General features: G+C 45.2%; 18 protein-coding genes. 1 reads left to right on the forward strand and 17 read right to left on the reverse strand.

The annotated features are described in order from the left end of the window. Positions 1-562 precede the first annotated feature (562 nt). Together secA and CXF83_RS01380 are read right to left on the reverse strand one after the other, a co-directional pair. Positions 563-3,286 carry a preprotein translocase subunit SecA gene (gene secA / locus CXF83_RS01375; protein ID WP_101089389.1) on the reverse strand — a complete coding sequence of 908 codons (2,724 nt, stop codon included), beginning with the start codon at positions 3,284-3,286 and terminating at the stop codon, positions 563-565. A 59-nt stretch (positions 3,287-3,345) separates the two neighbouring features. After that, a complete protein-coding gene (locus CXF83_RS01380) occupies positions 3,346-4,245 on the reverse strand; it encodes a M23 family metallopeptidase (RefSeq protein ID WP_101089388.1) in 900 nt (299 codons plus the stop codon). Between the two features lie 27 nt (positions 4,246-4,272). Here CXF83_RS01380 and CXF83_RS01385 point away from each other — a divergent pair, with 27 nt between their 5' ends. Continuing rightward, the gene (locus CXF83_RS01385) at positions 4,273-4,725 is read left to right on the forward strand and encodes a DUF721 domain-containing protein (RefSeq protein WP_101089387.1); all 453 of its coding nucleotides are present in this window, start codon (positions 4,273-4,275) and stop codon (positions 4,723-4,725) included. Positions 4,726-4,732: 7 nt separating this feature from the next. Here the strand turns inward: CXF83_RS01385 and lpxC are convergent, their stop codons facing one another. The 15 genes from lpxC to mraZ form a co-directional block, all read right to left on the reverse strand. After that, on the reverse strand, positions 4,733-5,653 hold the full coding sequence (gene lpxC / locus CXF83_RS01390) for a UDP-3-O-acyl-N-acetylglucosamine deacetylase (protein WP_101089386.1): 921 nt from the start codon (positions 5,651-5,653) through the stop codon (positions 4,733-4,735). A 176-nt stretch (positions 5,654-5,829) separates the two neighbouring features. Next, the gene (ftsZ, locus tag CXF83_RS01395; RefSeq protein WP_101089385.1) at positions 5,830-7,002 is read right to left on the reverse strand and encodes a cell division protein FtsZ; all 1,173 of its coding nucleotides are present in this window, start codon (positions 7,000-7,002) and stop codon (positions 5,830-5,832) included. Positions 7,003-7,033: 31 nt separating this feature from the next. Next, positions 7,034-8,269 (reverse strand): cell division protein FtsA, encoded by a 1,236-nt coding sequence (gene ftsA / locus CXF83_RS01400; protein ID WP_101089384.1) that lies wholly within the window; start codon positions 8,267-8,269, stop codon positions 7,034-7,036. A gap of 3 nt (positions 8,270-8,272) precedes the next feature. Further along, complete coding sequence (locus tag CXF83_RS01405) at positions 8,273-9,037, reverse strand: cell division protein FtsQ/DivIB (protein WP_101089383.1); 765 nt, start codon at positions 9,035-9,037, stop codon at positions 8,273-8,275. Positions 9,038-9,142: 105 nt separating this feature from the next. Next, positions 9,143-10,612, reverse strand: coding sequence for a UDP-N-acetylmuramate--L-alanine ligase (gene murC / locus CXF83_RS01410; protein ID WP_101089382.1), 1,470 nt, complete (start codon positions 10,610-10,612; stop codon positions 9,143-9,145). 1 nt (position 10,613) lies between these two features. Further along, the gene (murG, locus tag CXF83_RS01415; RefSeq protein ID WP_101089381.1) at positions 10,614-11,711 is read right to left on the reverse strand and encodes an undecaprenyldiphospho-muramoylpentapeptide beta-N-acetylglucosaminyltransferase; all 1,098 of its coding nucleotides are present in this window, start codon (positions 11,709-11,711) and stop codon (positions 10,614-10,616) included. 11 nt (positions 11,712-11,722) lie between these two features. Next, the gene (gene ftsW / locus CXF83_RS01420) at positions 11,723-12,940 is read right to left on the reverse strand and encodes a cell division protein FtsW (protein ID WP_101089380.1); all 1,218 of its coding nucleotides are present in this window, start codon (positions 12,938-12,940) and stop codon (positions 11,723-11,725) included. Further along, positions 12,933-14,249: a UDP-N-acetylmuramoyl-L-alanine--D-glutamate ligase gene (gene murD, locus CXF83_RS01425; RefSeq protein WP_101089379.1), complete on the reverse strand. Its 1,317-nt coding sequence runs from the start codon at positions 14,247-14,249 to the stop codon at positions 12,933-12,935. Before murD ends, ftsW begins: the two co-directional genes overlap by 8 nt. Before the next feature lie 14 nt (positions 14,250-14,263). Further along, the gene (gene mraY / locus CXF83_RS01430; protein WP_101089378.1) at positions 14,264-15,346 is read right to left on the reverse strand and encodes a phospho-N-acetylmuramoyl-pentapeptide-transferase; all 1,083 of its coding nucleotides are present in this window, start codon (positions 15,344-15,346) and stop codon (positions 14,264-14,266) included. Further along, positions 15,346-16,713, reverse strand: coding sequence for a UDP-N-acetylmuramoyl-tripeptide--D-alanyl-D-alanine ligase (locus CXF83_RS01435; RefSeq protein WP_101089377.1), 1,368 nt, complete (start codon positions 16,711-16,713; stop codon positions 15,346-15,348). The genes mraY and CXF83_RS01435 overlap by 1 nt, the downstream gene beginning before the upstream one ends. Beyond that, positions 16,710-18,191, reverse strand: coding sequence for a UDP-N-acetylmuramoyl-L-alanyl-D-glutamate--2,6-diaminopimelate ligase (murE, locus tag CXF83_RS01440; protein WP_232774998.1), 1,482 nt, complete (start codon positions 18,189-18,191; stop codon positions 16,710-16,712). Before murE ends, CXF83_RS01435 begins: the two co-directional genes overlap by 4 nt. Beyond that, positions 18,191-19,927: a peptidoglycan D,D-transpeptidase FtsI family protein gene (locus CXF83_RS01445; RefSeq protein ID WP_101089375.1), complete on the reverse strand. Its 1,737-nt coding sequence runs from the start codon at positions 19,925-19,927 to the stop codon at positions 18,191-18,193. The genes murE and CXF83_RS01445 overlap by 1 nt, the downstream gene beginning before the upstream one ends. Next, positions 19,924-20,238, reverse strand: a complete 315-nt coding sequence (ftsL, locus tag CXF83_RS01450) for a cell division protein FtsL (protein WP_101089374.1) — start codon at positions 20,236-20,238, stop codon at positions 19,924-19,926. The genes CXF83_RS01445 and ftsL overlap by 4 nt, the downstream gene beginning before the upstream one ends. Before the next feature lie 8 nt (positions 20,239-20,246). Next, the gene (gene rsmH / locus CXF83_RS01455) at positions 20,247-21,203 is read right to left on the reverse strand and encodes a 16S rRNA (cytosine(1402)-N(4))-methyltransferase RsmH (protein ID WP_101089373.1); all 957 of its coding nucleotides are present in this window, start codon (positions 21,201-21,203) and stop codon (positions 20,247-20,249) included. Positions 21,204-21,232: 29 nt separating this feature from the next. Next, entirely contained in the window at positions 21,233-21,691 is a 459-nt protein-coding gene (gene mraZ / locus CXF83_RS01460) for a division/cell wall cluster transcriptional repressor MraZ (protein WP_101089372.1), read from the reverse strand. Positions 21,692-22,092 lie beyond the last annotated feature (401 nt).

Consider the following 22,092-nt stretch of genomic DNA (forward strand, 5'->3'; position numbering starts at 1 on the left):
TGTCGGCGTCAAGTGCTTATTTTAAGAAGTTTTTCGAGTGATGCTTTCTTAATCAGAAGTCAAAACCGAAGCCCTTAAAGCGCTTGTCACCTGAATCAAATCTCCGAAGAGTTTTAACTCTCTAACACCGCTGCAAGTCCCGTACTATCTAAGTAGTTGGCCTGCTGTGCCGTGTCAGTGGGTGCGAATTATAGGGAATTCCTCAGCAAGCGCAAGTGCTTTTTTAAGAAAAAACGTCCTTTCTTCAATGTTTTTACTTAACCACACTTTAGCCACTACTTACCCTCAGAGTTATCCACAGATCTTTACTTAAGCGTTTGTTTTACATACAACACCGTGGATTTAATTTGGATCTAAGCTCAAGTGCTACATTGATAAATATGCTATTTAAGTATATTTGTGTCTATCTGCCACATTCAATCGCAATACAAACACTATATTGTCATGCCTTTAGCGAATACGAGCACATTGCGGTAATGACACTCATAAAACCTTAAAAAATGACAACAAAAAAGGGTGACTTCTCAGTCACCCTTTTAATTATTTCATGAAGCGAGTGCTTTTAGCTCAATTTACCGTGGCACTGTTTATACTTCTTACCAGAACCACAAGGGCAAGGATCATTTCGGCCCACTTTCTCACCGTCACGCACTTGCGGCTGTGTAGCCACTAGTGCTGCACTTTCTTCTCCACCGACTAAAGCTTCAGCTTCTGCGTGCTGATAGTCACGACGGATCTTTGCATCTTCTTGACGACGACGCTCTTCCATCTCTTCAACATCGGACTGCGCTTGTACCTGTACTTTAGACAAGACACTGATCACGTCATGTTTAAGTGATTCGAGCATTTGCTGGAATAATTCAAATGACTCACGCTTATACTCTTGCTTAGGATTCTTTTGTGCGTATCCGCGCAAGTGGATACCTTGACGTAGATGATCCATGGCAGAAAGGTGTTCTTTCCATAGTCCATCTAAGGTTTGTAACATGACTGCTTTTTCAAATTGACGCAGTACTGACTCACCGACCATCTCTTCTTTTGCTTTGTATGCGTTAATCCATGTTTCAACAATACGTTCGCGTAATGTCTCTTCATGCAGTTCATCTTCTTTATCTAACCACTCTTGAACAGGCAAGCTCATTGAATACTCTTGCTGCAAGCGTTGCTCTAAACCTGGTACATCCCATAACTCTTCTACTGATTGAGGCGGAATGTATTGATCCATTAACTCTTGAATGACGTCAGTTTGAATATTGGTAATAGTGTCTTTAATGCTTTCAGCATCCATTAGCTCATTACGCTGAGCATAGACAACCTGACGTTGATCATTAGCAACATCATCAAACTCTAGCAATTGCTTACGAATATCAAAGTTACGGGCTTCTACTTTACGCTGTGCGTTTTCAATAGCACGAGATACCCATGGGTGCTCAATGGCCTCACCTTCTTCCATACCCAGCTTCTTCATCATTGAAGAAACACGGTCAGAAGCAAAGATACGCATCAAGCTATCTTCCATAGATAGATAGAAACGAGATGAACCTGCATCACCTTGACGACCAGAACGGCCACGTAGCTGATTATCGATACGGCGAGATTCGTGACGTTCTGTCCCTAGAATATGTAAACCACCGGCATCAACAACTTCATCATGACGAATTTGCCAATCTGCTTTGATTGTAACTCTCTGCTCGCTAGTCGGATTCGCAATGGCGTCAATTTCCATATTCCAGTTACCGCCTAACACGATATCGGTACCACGACCGGCCATGTTAGTCGCAACGGTTACAGCGCCAAGACGACCAGCTTGAGCCACAATGTCAGCTTCACGTTCATGGAACTTAGCGTTCAAGATCTCATGTGGGATCTTTTGCTTCTTCAATAAACTGTGCAGTAATTCTGATTGCTCAATTGATACCGTACCTACCAACACTGGTTGCCCACGCTCACGGCAGCCAATGATGTCTTTAACAATAGCGGCATACTTTTCATCAGCTGTAAGGTAAACCAAATCTGGATTATCAATACGTACCATAGGACGGTTAGTTGGGACGACTACAGTATCGAGTCCATAAATATGTTGGAATTCGAATGCTTCTGTATCGGCTGTGCCCGTCATACCGGCAAGCTTTTTATATTGACGGAAGAAGTTCTGGAAAGTAATTGATGCTAAAGTTTGGTTTTCATTTTGAATATGAACACCCTCTTTAGCTTCTACTGCTTGATGTAAACCTTCAGACCAACGACGACCTGGCATAGTACGGCCAGTATGTTCATCAACAATAATGACTTCATTGTCTTGAACAATGTAATCAACATCTTTTTCAAATAAGGTATGAGCACGTAGCGCTGCAGTCACATGGTGCAGTAACGAGATGTTAGCGGCAGAATATAATGAGTCGCCTTCAGCTAACATGCCACGCTCAGTCAACAAGACTTCGACCTTTTCTTGGCCGCGTTCTGTCATATGAACTTGTTTGGCTTTTTCATCAATGGAGTAATCGCCTTCACCAATCTCATCTTCAGTGTCTTCTTTTTCTTGCTGAATGAGGTTTGGAATAAGGGTGTTAATCTTGGTGTAAAGCTCTGAGCTATCTTCAGCTGCACCGGAAATAATAAGCGGTGTACGCGCTTCATCGATTAGGATTGAATCGACTTCATCGATAAGGGCGTAATGCAAGGGACGCTGCACTCGCTCTGCTGGCGAGAAAGCCATGTTGTCACGAAGATAATCAAAGCCGAACTCGTTATTGGTTCCGTAGGTAATGTCAGCGTCGTAGGCAGCTTTCTTCTCTACCTGACCAAGACCCGCTACATTAATACCAACAGTTAAACCAAGAAACTCAAAAAGAGGACGGTTATTGTCGGCATCACGTCCAGCTAGATAATCGTTCACGGTAATGACGTGAACACCTTTGCCCGTTAAACCATTGAGGTATGCTGGCAAGGTTGCTGTTAACGTTTTACCTTCACCGGTACGCATCTCTGCAATACGGTTACTGTCTAGGATCATGCCACCAATCATCTGCACATCGAAATGACGCATTTCGAATACACGCTTTGATGCTTCACGGACAGTAGCGAACGCTTCAGGTAAAACAGAATCTAATGTTTCACCTGCATTGAGTCGTTCACGAAAAAGGGTTGTTTTTGCTTTTAAATCTTCATCGGATAACTGCGCGTACTCTTCCTCAAAACCATTAATTTTATTAACGACTTTTCCGAAAACTTTAAGTGTACGATCGTTGCGACTACCAAATACTTTTGTCAGTAATTTACCAAACATCTGAACCACTTCTATGTTGTTGGCCAAGTCCCTTTAAGAGCCTGAAAGCCTAATTTAGATTAACCTGCCTTGCGGTAGACATATTTTTGCGGATCGATCTGCTGTCCACCGCGTAACACTTCATAGTGCACATGAGGCCCGGTTGAGCGCCCAGTACTTCCCATAACAGCGATTTTATCGCCCTTCGCGACCACGTCACCTACAGTTACTGACAAAGCTTTATTGTGACCATAACGAGTTCGTAGACCATTACCATGATCAATTTCAACGAGCTCACCATAACCAAACATTTTGTCCGCCCACATAACAACTCCACCTGCAGTAGCTATTACATCGACGCCCTCTTCTCCAGCAAAGTCGATGCCTTTATGCATCGTTCGTTTACCGTTAAAAGGATCATTTCGTAAACCATAGGACGAGGATAACCACCCTTTTTCAATTGGTCGCCCAGATATAAAACGTTCTCTATCTATATGGTGATTAGATGCTACCGTTTCAAGTAGTGAGAGCTGAACATTATTATTATCCATTCGTGATACCAGCGCATCCATATCGGCAATGAGCTGATCGAGTTCGATGTTAGTACCTAATTCACTGATACCACCAACACCGACTTCTGAAGAGAAATCAAATTGATCTTCTAATTGATTGTTTAAAGCAACCTGCTGACCCAACGCTTCTAAACGACTGAGCTTAGCTTGCATACGCGCAACGTGGGTGACTAACATCGACAATTGAGTTTCAGTTGCACTCTTTAAAGAGTTCAACTCGCTTTTTTGCCCTTCACGAGCTAAGCGTTCATTATCAGTATTAGTCTGTTGCTGTATAAGCTGTTTGGCATTGTGTTGATAAAGACCTGTACCTGCTGCAATGAGCAAGATAGGTAGAAGCAACCAACGCTTTCCCGGTTGCCAGCGTGTGGCACCGTTTCGACCTTGAATAAAAACTGTTACACTCATAGCCTAATTAAGCCATTTTATTATCATATGAAAAAGCCCCCACAAGATCTCAGTCAATTACTGCATCAGCAAGGGAACATGCCCAACTTAGCTGAAAAAGCAGAACTGCTATTACACTTAGATCACTACGTAAAAAAAGTGCTAACTGGCCCAGTGATAGAGCAGCTAAAAGTTGCCAATCTACGCCAAGGTATCTTGGTGATTGAAACAACGACGGCTGCTTGGGCTGCAAGAATTAACTTCCAAAAACCCAAGATACTGCAAATGCTGCAAGCCGAAACGCTACCCATGCTTACCGCTATCGAGGTCAAAGTCAACCCAAGCTTGTTAATGTATGCAACAAAACCCAAACTAGCTCACAACCACATAAGTGAAAATGCGGCGGCTCACATTGAAGCTTTAGCTGAACATGCCGAAGGCACTCTGGCGGTAAAACTAAAACGGCTGGCTGCATTAGCCAGCCGTCCAAGGCAATCTTAATTCATAATTAAGCGAACACGGCACCCGAAGGTACTGAGAAGCTTACTGGGGCGTCAGCTTCTTTTTCGAAACTAACGATTTCCCAGGCGTCTTGCTGGGCAAGCATTGCACGCACTAACTGGTTGTTTAAGGCATGTCCTGTCTTGTATGCACAGAACTCGCCAACTATAGCGTGACCCGCCACATACAGGTCACCAAATGCATCAAGAATTTTGTGCTTAACGAACTCATCCTCATAACGCAGGCCATCGGGGTTGAGAACTCGATATTCGTCAAGTACAACAGCATTTTCCATACTGCCACCAAGCGCTAGATTATTAGCCCTTAAATATTCAATGTCTCGCATAAAACCGAAGGTTCTCGCTCGACTGATATCTTTAATGAAAGCAGATGATGAAAAATCCATTACCATGTGTTGTTGACTGCGGGCTATTTCTGGATGATCAAAATCAATTTCGAAATCAACTCTAAAACCTTTAAACGGTTTTAGCTCAGCCCACTTATCACCATCTTCAACACGAATTGGTTTGGTGATCTTGATGTATTTCTTAGCCGCGGCTTGTTCTTGAATACCTACCGATTGCAGCAGGAATACAAAAGGACTCGCGCTGCCATCCATAATGGGGATTTCAGGCGCATCAACTTCAATGATAGCGTTATCAATACCCAAGCCGGCAAGTGCCGCAAAAAGATGCTCAATAGTCGATATACGAACACCATCGTCATTTACAAGTGCAGTACACATTGTTGTTTCACGAACTTGATCGGCTACAGCTGGAATTTCAACTGCAGGCGACAGATCCGTACGAACAAGAATAATGCCGGTATTGACTGGTGCGGGTTTAACGATCAAAGTCACCTTGTTGCCGGAATGCAATCCAACACCAGTAGTTTTAACTATTTCTTTGACTGTTCTTTGAAAAATCATGTGTTTACCCGTTTATTCGCTCAACAAAAAAGCACACCCTGCACACTAATTAACCGTGTATGGCGTTGCTGGACGCATATCTTAGCATATCTTAGCGAGTTCACCAAAAATGAGCCCGCTTTAAGACAATACATTAGTATTACCTCACATTGTTTAACATGCTATTAACATTGATTTTAATCTGCTTGCTTACGCAAAAATGCAGGAATGTCTAAGTAATCAAGGTCGTTCTTTTTCTCTGCTACTGGAGCGACAGCTGGCTGAGTTACTGCCGCGGTATTACCGTGCGATAACGTAGCCGAAATAGGATCTTCTGCAGCAAATGTTTCCACTGGCACAATAGGCTCTGGGCGTGAAACAGGCTTAGTGACTAACTGGATATCCGCCTTTTTCTCAGCACCGATACCTGTAGCGACAACCGTTACACGTAATTCATCTGACATTTCAGGATCAATAACTGCACCCACGACAACAGTGGCATTATCTGAAGCATAAGCTTTTACATGGTTACCCACGGTTTCAAACTCTTCAATGCTCATATCCATACCAGCCGTGATATTAACCAGTACGCCACGTGCACCCGCTAGATCGATATCTTCTAGTAATGGGCTTGCGACTGCAGCTTCAGCAGCTTCTTCTGCACGATCTTCACCACTTGCAACGCCTGTACCCATCATGGCGTTACCCATTTCTGACATAACCGTTTTCACATCGGCGAAATCGACGTTAATCAGACCTGGACGAGTAATTAACTCAGCAATACCTTGAACAGCGCCCAGCAGTACATTGTTAGCCGCTGCAAAAGCATCAAGTAAAGAGGTGCCACGACCCAGTACTTTAAGTAGTTTCTCGTTTGGAATAGTGATCAACGAGTCCACATTCTTAGCTAGTTGCTCAATACCCTGTTCAGCGTAGGTCATACGCTTTTTCCCTTCAAATGGGAAAGGTTTGGTGACAACGGCTACCGTTAAGATCCCCTCTTCACGAGCGACCTCAGCAACCACTGGCGCAGCACCTGTACCCGTACCACCACCCATACCCGCTGCAATAAAGATCATGTCAGATCCCTTAATTGCATTACGAATACTTTCTCTGTCTTCTTCAGCTGCTAAACGACCTATTTCAGGGTTAGCGCCAGCGCCTAGCCCCTTAGTCACATCGCGGCCTAGCTGAATAGTGGTGCCTGCAGATGACTTACGTAATGCTTGCGCATCCGTATTAGTCGCTACAAATTCAACACCTTCAATATTGTGCTTAACCATATGCTCGATAGCATTACCGCCACCGCCACCAACACCGATGACCTTAATCACCGCTTCATCTGTATGACTATCCATGATCTCAAACATGGTGTTTTCTCCGTTTGCCTGCGTTGCTAAATTAAAATTCGCCTTTAAACCAACTTTGGACCCGATTCCAAAGACTGGTTACCCCTTGTCGCTCAGGACGCTCGAACTGACGTTCAATTACTCTGCGCGCTCCATAATGAAGCAACCCGACTCCAGTAGAGTAAATAGGCTGATCCACATATTCATATAATCCTTTTACTGGCAACGGTTGTGCCATTCGAACTGGCATACCAAATGTTGCTTCCGCAATATCAACCGCCCCTTCTATCGAAGCGGTTCCGCCAGTGAGCACGATGCCCGCTGCAACTTGATCTTCAAGTCCACAATCTCGCAATTGCTTTAAAATCAATTCAAATAGTTCTTGGTATCTTGGCTCAACCACTTCAGCAAGTGTATGGCGCGACATACTACGTGATGGCCGTCCACCCACTGAAGGGACTTCGATACTGTCTTCGCGACTGACCATAGAGCTACGCGCACTCGCATGTTGCACTTTGATCTGCTCTGCATGCGATAATGGCGTTCTAAAAATTTTGGCGATGTCGTTAGTCACTTGATTACCCGCTACTGGTACCACTGCGCAATGACGCAATGCTCCATTGGTATAAACCGCTATATCTGTGGTACCACCACCGATATCAACCAAACAAACACCCAAATCTTTTTCGTCGTCAGTCAACACTGAGTCTGCTGAAGCGATGGCAGAAAACACTAAGTCATCGACTTTTAGTCCGCAACGTTCAACACTCTTAGTAATATTCTTTGCCATATCATTCGCACACGTAACGATATGCACTTTGGCTTCCATACGCATGCCTGACATGCCTATAGGGCTCTTAATTCCATCTTGGACATCAATAGCATATTCTTGCGGTAACACGTGCAATATACGTCTTTCCGTCGGGATCTTTACTGAGCGTGCCGTATGAATAACGTTATCGACATCTTCTTGTGTCACTTCTTCATCGTTAATCGATACCATGCCATTTTCGTTCTGGCATTCGATATGCTTGCCTGAAATGCTCAGGTAAACAGAAGAGACTTGGCAATCTGCCATTAATTCCGCTTGATCAAGTGCTCGTTGCACACTGCGTACAATAGAATCGAGATCGTTTACACCGCCTTTATCCATGCCGCGCGACGGATGGTTTCCTAGGCCGACAATACTGATCTCGCCATCAGGCAATACTTCGCCAATGATCACAGCAACTTTCGAAGTCCCTATGTCCAAAGCAACGATCAGATTTCTATCTAGATTCTTAGTCATTAATTAACGGCTCTCTGTTTGTGCATCATCCCAATCTACGGCCAATCCAGTGTCGTAGCGCAAATCCACCACCCCTACTTTTTTATCTTGCGCTGCAAGCTTGGGGTAGACATGAATAAATCGTTGTATCCTTGCCATATTATCTTCACGGCCAAGCTCAAGCTTGATTCCGTTGTTTAATTCTGCATGCCATGCATGCCTTGCACTTAAGCTCAAACTCTGCAAAACAAACCCATTTATGGTTAACAACTCTCCCAGCTGCTGGTAGGTTGTTAACACTGATTTACCTTGATTCTCTGGTCCGGTAAGCGACGGTAAATTAGGTATTCCCTCCTTCACTGGCGCGTCAAATACATCACCATAGGTATTGAGCCAAGCATCGCCGTTCCATTGAGCAACCGGTGTCTGTTCGACTAAATACACTTTTAACTTTGCTGGCCACTCTCGCCTAACCGATGCTCGATAAACCCATGGCAGATCTTCCAATGCTTGTTGCACTGCATTTATGTCTGCAGAGAAAAAACTTCTTTGCATTAAATCTTGTAGCGCCACTTGAATCTCTTCATCTGCGGTATAACGTCGCTCGCCTTTAATCGCAACAGCTTCTATCGGCAACGCATCAGCATCATTCAATACCGCATTGAGTTTAAAGGCCGCAGCTGAAAGCCCGATTAAAACACACAATAAAAACACTAACCCAAAGCATAAATACCAGTCCGCTTTTAACAGCAAAATCCGAACACGTTGGCCTTTATCGCTCCAAGACATCTTCACGCCCTCTTTTGAAGTCGCGAAGACAGAAAACCGGCCATTATATAGACCTTATTCCGATCGTCAAAATTTACAGCGTAACTCACTGAATATCTTTCTAAGTTACCCATTTTTATCTTCAGCATGTTTTGAGTCAAAGCCCAAATTTGACTGTGCCAAATTTCGCGATAACAAGCCAATGTTACCCGCCCCTTGAGTGAGAAGGAGATCACCGTGTTGAAGTAGTTCCGGCAACACGGTTTGCAGCTGCTCGGCACTGGCAACAAAAACAGGTTCGAGCTGACCACGAACGCGGATAGAGCGACATAATGCCCGACTATCCGCTCCCGGTATAGGCGCTTCACCAGCGGCATAAACATCAAGCAATAACAAGCAATCAACTTGAGACAGTACTTCAACAAAGTCTTCGTAAAGATCGCGAGTGCGGCTGTAACGGTGCGGCTGATAGATCATCACCAATCTTCGTTCAGGCCATCCCTGTCTAGCCGCTTTAATAGTGGCTGCTACCTCACTAGGATGATGACCATAATCATCAACCAGTTTGATCTCACCTTTACGGGTTTCAAAATCTCCAACTTGCTGGAAACGGCGGCCAATCCCTTGGAACTCAGCCAATGCTTTAATGATTGCTTCGTCTTCAATGTCATCTTCACTTGCTACCGCAATTGCCGCTAATGCATTGAGCACATTGTGCTCACCCGGCAGGTTGACAGACAATTGCAGATCTTCAACGCCATTACGCTTAACGGTAAATTGGCTGCTATAACCAGTTTGCGAGAAGTCAGTGGCTTGTACATCAGCCTCTTCACTAAAACCATAAGTGACTATTTTTCTACTAAAGCGTGGCAATAACTCACGTACGATAGGGTCATCGATACAAACAACCGCGACACCATAAAAGGGAAGATTATGAATGAAGTCGACAAATGTCGTCTTTAACTTCTCAATATCGCCGCCATAGGTATCCATATGGTCGGCTTCAATGTTGGTCACTACGCTGACCATAGGTTGCAGGTGTAAAAAGCTCGCATCGCTTTCATCAGCTTCAGCGATTAAATAACGACTATGACCTAGACGAGCATTAGTGCCCGCACTATTCAACAAGCCACCGATGACAAAAGTTGGATCGCGATCAGCCTCAGCGTATACACTGGCGATTAAACTGGTGGTAGTCGTTTTACCATGGGTTCCAGCTACCGCAACGCCGTGACGATAACGCATCAACTCAGCAAGCATTTCAGCACGCTGTACTACCGGTATGCGCAATTCTTTGGCAGCAATGAGTTCTGGGTTATCTGCACTAATTGCGGTTGAAACCACCACAACGTCCACATCTTTAACTTGACTGGCATCGTGGCCAATATGAATAACTACACCTAACTGTGTTAGCCGCTGTGTGACCGCATTTTCAGCAATGTCCGAGCCACTTAACTTGTATCCTTCGTTAACAAGCACTTCCGCTATGCCACCCATACCCGCACCACCTATTCCAACAAAATAGATATGCTTGACCCTACGCATTTCAGGGATCATGGTTCTTAGCTGCGAATACTTCTCTGCTTTGTTACTCATCTCAACCCTTTTCCGCTAATTTAATACAGACGTCGGCGACTCTTTTTGTTGCATCGAGTACTGCCACATCTCGGGCGCGCTCGCCCATCTTGCATAACTCTTTTCTATCTGAGGCCAGCATCGACAGCTTGGTGATCAATTTACTGCTATCAACCACTGGCTGAGGTAGCAAAAATGCCGCTCCAGCCTCAACTAATACTTGGGCATTCTTAGTTTGGTGATCGTCCACCGCGTGCGGGTAAGGGACGAGCAAACTGGGTAGCCCAACAGCCGCTAATTCTGAAACTGTCAGTGCACCAGAGCGACAAACGACAACATCAGCCCAACGATATGCTGATTCCATATCGTCAATAAACTCAGCCACTTTAACGCTGCCATCTTGTCCTAAATGCTGATATTCACTTTTCACCGACGCCAAATTATTGCGTCCTACTTGATGCCATACTGTCATAGAGTGGGTTTTACTCACTCCCTCAAGGACACTTGGCATCACATCATTAAATATTTTTGCACCTAGGCTACCGCCAACCACTAAGACTTTAAGTGCATCTTCTTCGCATGCAGTATCCCTATTGCCGCCAAGAGCGATTAGCTCTTTACGGATAGGATTACCCACGGTTTCAGCGGTGACATCGGTAAAGGTGTCAGGAAATGCACATAACACTTCATTTGCCACCTTGGATAACAACTTATTGGTCATTCCAGGAATCGCATTTTGCTCATGCAATACCAAAGGAATACCAGATAGCTTGGCAGCAACACCACCTGGACCACTGGCAAAGCCGCCCATACCCATCACCACATCAGGCTTAAAGTCCTTTATCACTGAGCGAGCCTGCATAACCGAACGCAACACCTTAAAAGGCGCTGCTAACTTACGCAGTAAGCCGTTACCTCTAACACCTTTAATATCAATAAAATCAATATCAAAACCATGTTGAGGGACTAATCTTGCTTCCATTCTATCTGCCGTGCCTAACCAACGCACCTTCCAGCCTTGCTGGCTGAGATATTTAGCCACCGCGAGCGCCGGAAAGACATGGCCGCCAGTGCCACCTGCCATAATTAAAATGCGCTTATCTGATGCTTGGTCAGTCATTAATTTACTCATTATTTTGGACCTCGCCCTTCTACGGCTTGGGTCACGCTTAATCTTCTTTCGTAGTCAATTCGTATCAACATCATTGCCGCTGCAGTCATGACCCATAAACTACTACCGCCATAACTGATAAACGGCAAAGTTAATCCTTTGGTCGGTAACATACCGATGCTCGCACCGACATTCACCACAGTTTGGAAGCAGATCCAGATGCCTATACCGTAGGCAAGGTAACCATCAAATGCTCGCTCAAGCGCAAGGCACATGTTGCCTAACTTTATTGCTCTCAAAGCCACAAATAGCAGTACCGAAAGCACCACTATAATGCCAACAAATCCTAACTCTTCACCGATAACGGCAAAGATAAAATCGGTATGAGCCTCTGGTAAATACTCAAGTTTCTGAATACTGTTTCCTAGTCCCTGACCAAACCAGTCACCTCGGCCGTAGGCCATTAGTGACTGTGTTAACTGATAGCCGCTGCCAAATGGATCTTGCCAAGGGTCTAAAAAAGAGGTGACTCGGCGCATACGGTAAGGTTCTAATGCCACCAACGCTACGAACGCTAACACGCCGGTTAAAATCAATGCGAAAAAGTCCAGTAAACGTGCCCCCGCTAAAAACAACAACCCTACAGTGCCCACAAACAACACCACCACGGTGCCGAGATCTGGCTGCATCAAAATAAGAAATGCATACACGGCAAATACGGCTATCGGTTTATAAAACCCTTTAGCATTTTCTCTAATTTCTTGGTGACGTCTAACCAAGTAGCCCGCCATATATATTGCAAAAACAAACTTGGCGATCTCAGCAACCTGTATCCGAATAGGACCGATAGATAACCATCGAGTTGCGCCGTTTACCGTGGTGCCAACAAAGAGCACTGCAACTAGCATGATGCCAACAATCAGCAGTAGAAACGGGCTAAAGTTTTGCCAATGCCGCATCTCTACTTGTAGGACAACGCCAGCAATCACCATGCACCCCACTAAATAGGCGCTGTGGCGCCAAACAAAGTGAAATGGATTGCCCGTTAAACTCTGCGCTTCAGGCATCGAAGCCGACATCACCATCACAAACCCAAAGCAAATCAATGATAATATTGCAAACAGTAATGCGCGGTCATACAACTGCATTCCTGGCGCAGTTCTATCAGTAAATAAGCTTGATAGCGACCATTTAAAACGGTGACTAAACAGACTTAACTGCTTTTCATCGCTAGGCATTTAACTTGCCAACTTCAGCACGGAAATCATCACCACGCACCATAAAATTAGGGTACATATCTAAGCTCGCACATGCCGGTGACAGGATCACAATATCACCCGCTGTCGACACTTCATTCGCCAAAGCGACCGCTTCGGCCATCGTATTTACGGCCAATGCGCCCTCTTTTAAAGCCGCAATTTTGCCACCATCTTGCCCAAGGGTAATTAAAGTACTCACTTTTCCCAATGCCGTTGCAAGCGCTGAAAAATCAGCGCCTTTACCATCACCGCCAGCGATAAGAATTAATTCACCTAAATGTTCACTTAAACCGTCAATAGCTGCCACCGTGGCTCCGACATTAGTGGCTTTAGAGTCATTAACGTAGGTGACGCCAGCAATATCAGCAACCACTTCACAACGATGTGTGAGTCCATTAAATTGCTGGGCGACTTCAATAAGGTATTGACGTTCAATACCCGCCGCGGTCGCCAAAGCCATTGCTGCGATGAGATTGGCATGGTTATGACTGCCGACTAAGGCTACATCGCTAATGGCCATTATCTGGCTACTGCCATGCACTATTTGTCCCTCGACGACTCCCCAAGCATCAACTTCAGGAGCATCTAACCCAAAACTGTTTTGATTCATTGGGCTGTTCGGCAAGGTGAGCTGATCTTCTCGGTTAAATAACACACTCTTGCTTTGGTCATACAGATTCAACTTAGCTTGTCGATAAGACTCTAGATCACTATAGCGATCCATATGGTCTGCACTAATGTTCAAACAAGTCGCCGCGATACAATTAAGACTATGGGTTGTTTCAAGCTGAAAACTCGACAGTTCAAGCACGTATAGCTCTTTTGGCTCGAGTAGTAAATCCAATACTGGAATACCGATATTACCGCCCATCGCGTATGACCGTCCGGCTGCTGCTGCCATCTCACCCACTAAGGTGGTAACTGTCGATTTACCATTTGAACCTGTGATAGCAATGACACTAGCAGGGCTATTTGCTAACGCTCTAGCAAATAGCTCAATATCACCAATAACCTCAATACCCATATCAAATGCAGCACGAACCTCTGGCGTTTCAACCGAAATACCAGGGCTTATCACTATCTGGGAAGCCTGAACTAAATAACGGCAATCAAATCCGCCAGCAATCAACTCTACGCTAGGATAGGCAGCAGCCAGCTTGTCAGCCCCAGGAGGATTCATTCGACTGTCCATAACCAAGGGCGTTATCCCCTGCTCACACAAGTAGCGCACAACAGATAACCCTGTTGCACCCAACCCTAAAACGATGTGTGAATACTGCTGTGCCATGTTATATGTCCGTATTATCTAAGCTTCAATGTTGCAAGTCCTAGCAAAACTAGGAATAAGGAGATGATCCAAAAACGCACAATAACTCGTGGTTCGGGCCAACCTTTCAACTCATAATGGTGGTGTATAGGTGCCATGCGGAAAATACGCTGGCCCCTTAATTTGTATGATCCCACTTGCAAAATGACCGACACCGTCTCCATCACGAAAACACCGCCCATGATCACCAGTAGGATCTCTTGACGGACTAATACCGCGATTGCACCTAATGCCGCCCCAAGTGCTAAAGACCCAACATCGCCCATAAACACTTGTGCAGGGTAGGTGTTAAACCACAAGAATCCCAAGCCAGCACCCACGATAGCGGTACAGACAATGACCAATTCACCCGCCCCGGGCAGATAAGGTATATGCAAATAATTAGCGAATTGAACATGGCCAGAAAGATAAGCAATCAGTGCAAATGCAGCGGCAACCATCACTGTTGGCATAATAGCCAAACCGTCGAGTCCGTCAGTTAGATTCACCGCATTACTTGAACCGACAATAGTGAAATACACTAGCACGATAAAGAAGCCGCCAAGTTGAGGCATCACATCTTTAAAGAAAGGCACGACTAACTGGGTTTCACCCGCCGTTTCAGCCGAACCATAGAGGTAAACCGCAATAATGATTGCAACCAAAGACTGCAGAAGGTACTTCCATCTTGCGATCAAGCCTTTAGTGTCTTTACGAACGACTTTGCGATAATCATCAATAAAACCAATGGTGCCAAAGCTTGCTAAAACAAACAGAACAACCCACACATAGCGACTACCCAAATCACCCCAAAGCAATACACTAATGAAGACACCTGCAAGAATAAGTAAGCCACCCATAGTCGGTGTACCACTCTTACTAAAGTGCGACTCTGGACCATCACTGCGTACGACTTGACCAATTTGCAATAACTGCAACCGCTTAATCATCTTTGGTCCCCACCAAAGACTAAACATTAATGCCGTCATCAAGCCAAGAATGGCTCTAAATGTGACATAAGAAAATACGTTAAACCCACTGTAAAATTGGGTTAAATACTCCGCCAGGTAAACCAGCATTAAACAAACTCCCCGCGACCAAAGGCCATTGTTAAAGCTTCAACTACACGTTCCATTCTCGCACTGCGAGAACCTTTGACTAATATGCTGATATCTCCAGGACGTTCATTAATATAAGTTATTAATTTTGCGACCAATTCCTTGATATCTTTATAGTGTGTAGCACCAAAAGCAACACTTGCACCTTCACTTAGCTCGCCAACACAAAACAGTGCATCAACACCTTTTGTTTTAGCTTCTTTACCTAGATCACGGTGCAAAAGGGCGGCATTGTCGCCTAATTCCCCTAAATCGCCCAGCACTAAACACCGATCCCCTTGAATTTTTTGCAGCCAGTCAATCGCAGCACCGACCGAAGCGGGGTTAGCATTATAACTATCATCAATAACAGTTACGCGGCCTAAGCTGGTTGGCAACATTCTACCTTTTACCGGTTTAAGTAAGCTTAACCCTTGGCAGATATTATTTAATGTCAGTCCCAACGCCAAACAGATACTTGTGGCCGCTAAAGCATTAAGCACTTGATGACGTCCTGCCAGCGGCAAAGCCACTGACTTATGTTGATCTGCATAGGAGATATTGAAGTGGTATCGACCCCCTTTATCAGCTTGTAATGCTGTTGCTTTAACCTTGGCGTCGGCATCAATCGCAAACGTCAGTTGCGCTAAATGCTTAGATGCTTCTAACATCACCGTCGCAAACGCATCATCAGCGTTGATAATCGCCGTGCCATCCGCGGCAACATGATTGAATATTTCTGCTTTGGCCTTAGCAACGCCAGCCAAAGAACCAAACCCCTCAAGATGTGCCGAAGCCACGTTATTAACCATCGCAACATTGGGCTTGACTAAGCTCGAGGTATAATCGATTTCACCAGCATGGTTGGCACCTAACTCAAACACACCAAATTGGTCTCCAACCTGCAAGCGTAATAGCGTCAGCGGCACGCCAATCTCATTATTAAAGTTACCCGCGGTATAAAGCACTTGATGCTGCTGAGACAGAATAGTCGCGACCATCTCTTTTACGCTGGTCTTGCCGTTTGAACCGGTCAACGCAACACAAATAGGCGCTAACCGTTGACGAACATACGCGCCAATCTCGCCCATTGCCCGCTGACTGTTTTCCACAATAATTTGCGACACCGCAATCGGCAATAAACGTTCAACCAATACCGCTTTTGCACCCAGTTCTACTGCTGATGCAACAAAATTATGCCCATCAAAATTATCACCTTTCAGTGCAACAAAAAGGGTTTTGTCACATACAACACGACTGTCGCTCGACACATGTTCAACCGACAGGTCTTCACCGTGCAGTTTACCGCCGAGGTGCTGGGCGATTTCAGTCAGTGATAGCGTTATCATGCATTACCTTCCGCTATCGCTTGCGTAAAAGCTCGTTCGTCGTAATTCAATTTTTCACCATTAACTTCTTGATAGGTTTCATGTCCTTTACCAGCGATTAACACCATGTCACCCGCTTTAGCCATCGCCACAACCTCTCTGATCGCTGTTTTTCGATTGACTTGTGATTGCGCTTTTTGCGGTTCAGTAAATCCGGAAAATACATTCGCGATAATTTCTTCTGGGTTTTCACTGCGAGCATTGTCACTGGTCACCATCACGTGGTCGGCAAACAGTTCAGCACTGCGAGCCATCATCGGACGCTTACCAGCATCACGATCACCGCCACAACCAAACAGACACCATAGCTGCCCTTTACAATGCACTCTTAATGCCTGTAAAGCGTGCTCAATGGCGTCGGGCGTATGTGCATAATCAACCACTAAGGTAACCTTATTGGTCGTCGTAAAACGCTCCATTCGTCCTGCAACGGGGGTCAGCATGGCGGCGGACTTAACAAGGGCAGCCATATCTTCACCAACAAGATATAGCGCGCCTAATGCAGCCACTAAATTAGACAAGTTAAAGTCGCCCAGTAATGGCGACACCAACGTAGCTTCACCTTCAGGCCAAACGAGGATGCATGACACACCGCCATCATGATATTGACAATGCTTGGCGTAGATATCCGCTTTGGTATCAGCTTTGATGCTGAAAGCTAATGTTTTAGACGCTGGTGTTTTAGCGGAAGATGTTTGTGCTAACCATGACGCGCCAGTTGCGTCATCACAATTAATCAGCCCTGCGCGTAAAGAGCTAAAATGAAAAAGTCGCTGCTTGGCCGCTCCATAAGCCTCCATCGTGTGATGATAATCAAGATGATCACGACTCAAATTGGTAAATACTGCAACATCAAACGGTACCGCTTCGACGCGGCCCTGCACTAAGCCGTGACTCGACACCTCCATCGCACACGTATCGGCATGGCTAATTTCAAAATCTTGTAACTGCTTAATAAGAGTAATGGCATCCGCTGTGGTATTGCCACTGTCGACTAGCTTGCCCCACAAGCCATTGCCTAACGTCCCCATTACCGCAGCTTGCTTATGTTGAAGTTGCTGTAACTGAGCAATTAACTGGGTGACTGATGTTTTACCATTTGTCCCCGTCACACCGATAATTCGTGGGCGTTGACTCGACATTGGGTAAGCCTGCGCTGCGAGCGCCGACACTTGTCGATTAAGCTGGAAAAAAGCAATTTCCAGCCCCATCTCGGAGGTAATATTGCCATGTTCTTCGGGAGAATCGGTATGCACCAACACTGCCGCTGCGCCCTTGGCAAAAGCGGCCTTAATATACTGTCGTCCATCGACCTGATAACCAGGTACTGCAACAAATAGATCTCCCACTTTTAGCGCACGGCTATCAAGCGTTAAATCATTAAATACGTCTCTTCCGGAATAGTGAAACCAAGGAGCAAGGAGATCTCGAATTAACATTATTCTGCATTCCTAGATAAAGCTGCCAAACGAACTTTCTCGCGGCTAGAAATTGGTTCTACATTTAACATCTGCAGCGCAGCAGACATTACGGATGCAAAGACAGGAGCTGCGATATCACCGCCATAATAGCGGTCGCCTTTAGGCTCATTAACGATAACTGCAATGGCAAGTCTGGGATTATGTACTGGAGCTACTCCAGCAAAAATAGCCACATAATCCTCACCATAGCCTCCGGCAACGGCTTTACGGGCAGTCCCCGTTTTACCTGCAACGGGATAACCTTCAATATGCGCTTTACGTGCCGTGCCGCCTTTCTCCGTTACGCCTACGAGCATCTCCATCACGCTCTGCGCGACTTCAGCGGATATCACTTGAGTACCTTCAGGTTTTTGCTTGAGTTTTAAGATTGAAACAGGATAAAGCACACCTTTACTGCCGAGAGTCGCGTACATTCTGGCGAGCTGTAAAGGGGTCGCCATTAAGCCATAGCCAAATGATAACGTCGCCCGCCCAAACTCTGACCAACGCCTACGGTCATGGATAAGACCCGCGCTTTCGCCTTCGAGGTTAATCCCCGAGTAGTTACCCAAGCCCATTGTTTGCAGAGAACCTAATAACTCTTGTACTGGCATTGATAAGGCTATTTTGCTCATACCAACATTACTGGAGTGAACAAGGATGCCGCTAAGAGAAAGATCACCATAATTACGCCCATCACGCACTATCTTGCCACCGATGCGTATACGACCTGGACTGGTTTTTATAATGTCGTCCTGTTTGATATAGCCTGCATCAAGTGCTGCAGCCACTACAAAAGGTTTAATGGTTGAACCAGGTTCATAGGCATCCGTTAAGGCGCGGTTGCGCATCCGATAGCTCTGTAAGTTCTCTCGAGAATTGGGGTTATAAGATGGCGTGTTTGCCATCGCTAGCACTTCGCCAGTATTCACATCTAGCACCACAATCGATGCTGAGGTGGCTTGATTAACTTCAGTGGCTTTTTTTATCTCTCGATATGCTAATTGTTGAATTCGCTGATCGATACTTAATACAAGATCATTCGGGCTTTCACCCTCTTGCACCATATCCAAACGCTCAACCACGTGGCCATCGCGAGATTTACGCACTTTCTGTTTACTCGGCGTCCCCGTTAACCAATCATTGTAAGTATTTTCAATACCTTCGATACCAAGATCATCAATATTGGTAATACCCACTAACTGTGCCGATATTTCGCTAGTTGGATAATAGCGACGCGATTCGGGCTTAAGATAGATTCCGGGCAGTTTGAGTTTTTTGATATAGTCAGCAACCGCGGGGGTGACTTGGCGTTTCAAATAGGTAAAGCGTTTACGCGGATTAGCTTGTACACGTTTGAGGATCTTATCTTTTGGCTCGTGCAGCACGTCAGCTAATGCCTGCCAGCGGCGCATATCAACGAAGCCATTTTCATCATGCACCACTTTAGGATCGGCATAAACCGCCTTAACGGGTACGCTGACCGCTAACATTTCACCATTACGATCGGTGATCAAGCCACGCTGTACTTCGCGGCTCGTTGTTCTTAACGTACGCATATCACTTTCATGACGCAGCTTTTCCGGCTCAATGATCTGAATATAAGCCGCTCGCCCAATAAGACTGCTAAATAACAAGCAAACAAACGCCACAACAACGTATAAACGCCATTGAATTAACTTTGGTTTCTGTTTGCGCTTTGCTTGTTTATTCATCGCACTCTTACTACTACCTCTTCTTTAGGTAATGGCCGCCTCATATTGAGCTCTTTGGTCGCCATCCGAGTTACCCTGCTATGTTCTGAGCGAGACTGCTCTTCAAGTAGCAGGTTTCGCCATTCAATATCTAATCGGTCTCGCTCTTGTAACAACAGCTCCCACTGACTAATGTATTGCCGACCTTCGTAACTGGTATACACCACAGCAATAGCATTAAGCATCACCAATAGTGCGACCACCATGACCCATTTGTGGTGCCACAAATCGAGCAGTACAATACGGGGCAGATTAAGCTGCGATTTACTCACCGTAGTCTTTACTGTTCGTCAATATCGTAGGGTAAGCGCTCGCCAATACGCAATACTGAACTGCGCGATCTCGCGTTACGTTCAACCTCTTCCACTGACGGTTTAATGGCTTTGCCTATGCCTTTTAACTTACGAGTTTTATTAATTTCTGCTTCGGTGATAGGTAGCCCATGTGGCACACTTGCCCCTTGACTGTGACGGCGAATAAAACGCTTAACCATGCGATCTTCTAATGAGTGGAAGCTAATCACTGATAGGCGACCTTCAGGTGCAAGTACTTTTAATGCCCCTTCAAGCGCTTGATCAATTTGTTCAAGCTCACTATTGATATAAATTCGAATCGCCTGAAACACACGTGTTGCAGGATGCTTATTACGCTCTTTATTTTTAGAAATACGTGCGATAAGGTCAGCTAACGCTTTGGTGCGTAAAAAGGGTTCTTTCTCTCGATCGGCCGCAATACAACGCGCAATATGTCGAGAATTTTTCTCTTCGCCATAGGTCTTAAATACCCATGCCATATCTTCAATTTCAGCGCGGGCAATCCATTGAGCTGCCGTTTGGCCTTGTGAGTTATCCATGCGCATATCAAGGGGACCATCGCGCAAGAAACTAAAACCACGCTCAGCGTCATCTAATTGAGGCGAAGACACACCAAAATCAAGTAATACACCATCGATTTTGCCTTTTAGGCCTAACTCTTCTGCATATTCTGCTAACTGTCCAAAGCCACCATGCACAATTTGGAATCGACTATCGTCTTCAAACTGCTGGGCTGCAACAATAGCTTGTGGATCTCTATCGATAGCGATCAAACGACCATTAGGGCCTAACTGCTCTAGCACTTTTCTTGAATGTCCACCGCGGCCGAAGGTACCATCAATGTAGATGCCATCTTCCCGTATGTTTAGGCCTGCGACGGTTTCTGTCAGCAAGACGGATAGGTGTTCAAATGATTGCGTCATGTTCATCTTCTATTGGTTAATATCACTCGTTAGAGCGAAAAGTCAGCTAAACGTGAGTTAGCTGCTAAATCTTCATTAAGAATCGCAATGCGACTCTCTTCAATCTGTTGCTGCCAAGCAGCTTCGTCCCACAGCTCAAACTTATTAAGCTGACCGACTAACATCGCCCGCTTTTCTAAATTGGCGTATTGACGTAAGGGTGTCGGCAGTAAAATTCGGCCATTGCCATCAAGCTCACATTCATGGGCATAACCAAGTAGCATGCGTTTGATCGCGCGCTCGGCAGGTTGTGTATCTGATAATTGGGATAATTTAGCGGCAACTTGCTCCCACTCTTGTATTGGATAGACCAGTAAACAAGGTGATTGAATATCGACAGTAATCACTAATTGGCTGTTATGATGGGCATGCAAAGACTCACGGTACCGTTTCGGTATCGCGACCCGTCCTTTAGCATCTAAGCTGATAGCACTCGCCCCAGAAAACACCTTAAGTCATCCTTGTTAAATTATTAAAATCCACAAATTTCCACATTTCCCCACAACAGCTAAGTTTAGGGACAGAATGCAAGAATTGTCAAGGATTCTGCTCTATTTAAAATCCAGTAACCAAGCGGGTTAGCAGCCAGTTTTCATCTAGTTGTAATCGAGTGCACAAATAGGGGATTTTGTGGGAGCTAGGTTATTCAAAATTTCTAATCAGTAGGAAAAACAGACAGTAGAGAGTAATAGAGTGGATCTGAGGTCGTACTTTAAGGATGTTTTTTCCCCTACAGCCATTTATTAACGAAGCCTTAATTAGTCTATTTACCGAAGTAAAAGCCACTTTCAGAGAGCTGCAGATAAAATAGGGTTAACAATATTTAACCCATTACCATGCCTTAATCATA

This window comes from Shewanella sp. Choline-02u-19 (assembly GCF_002836205.1).
Classification (GTDB): domain Bacteria; phylum Pseudomonadota; class Gammaproteobacteria; order Enterobacterales; family Shewanellaceae; genus Shewanella.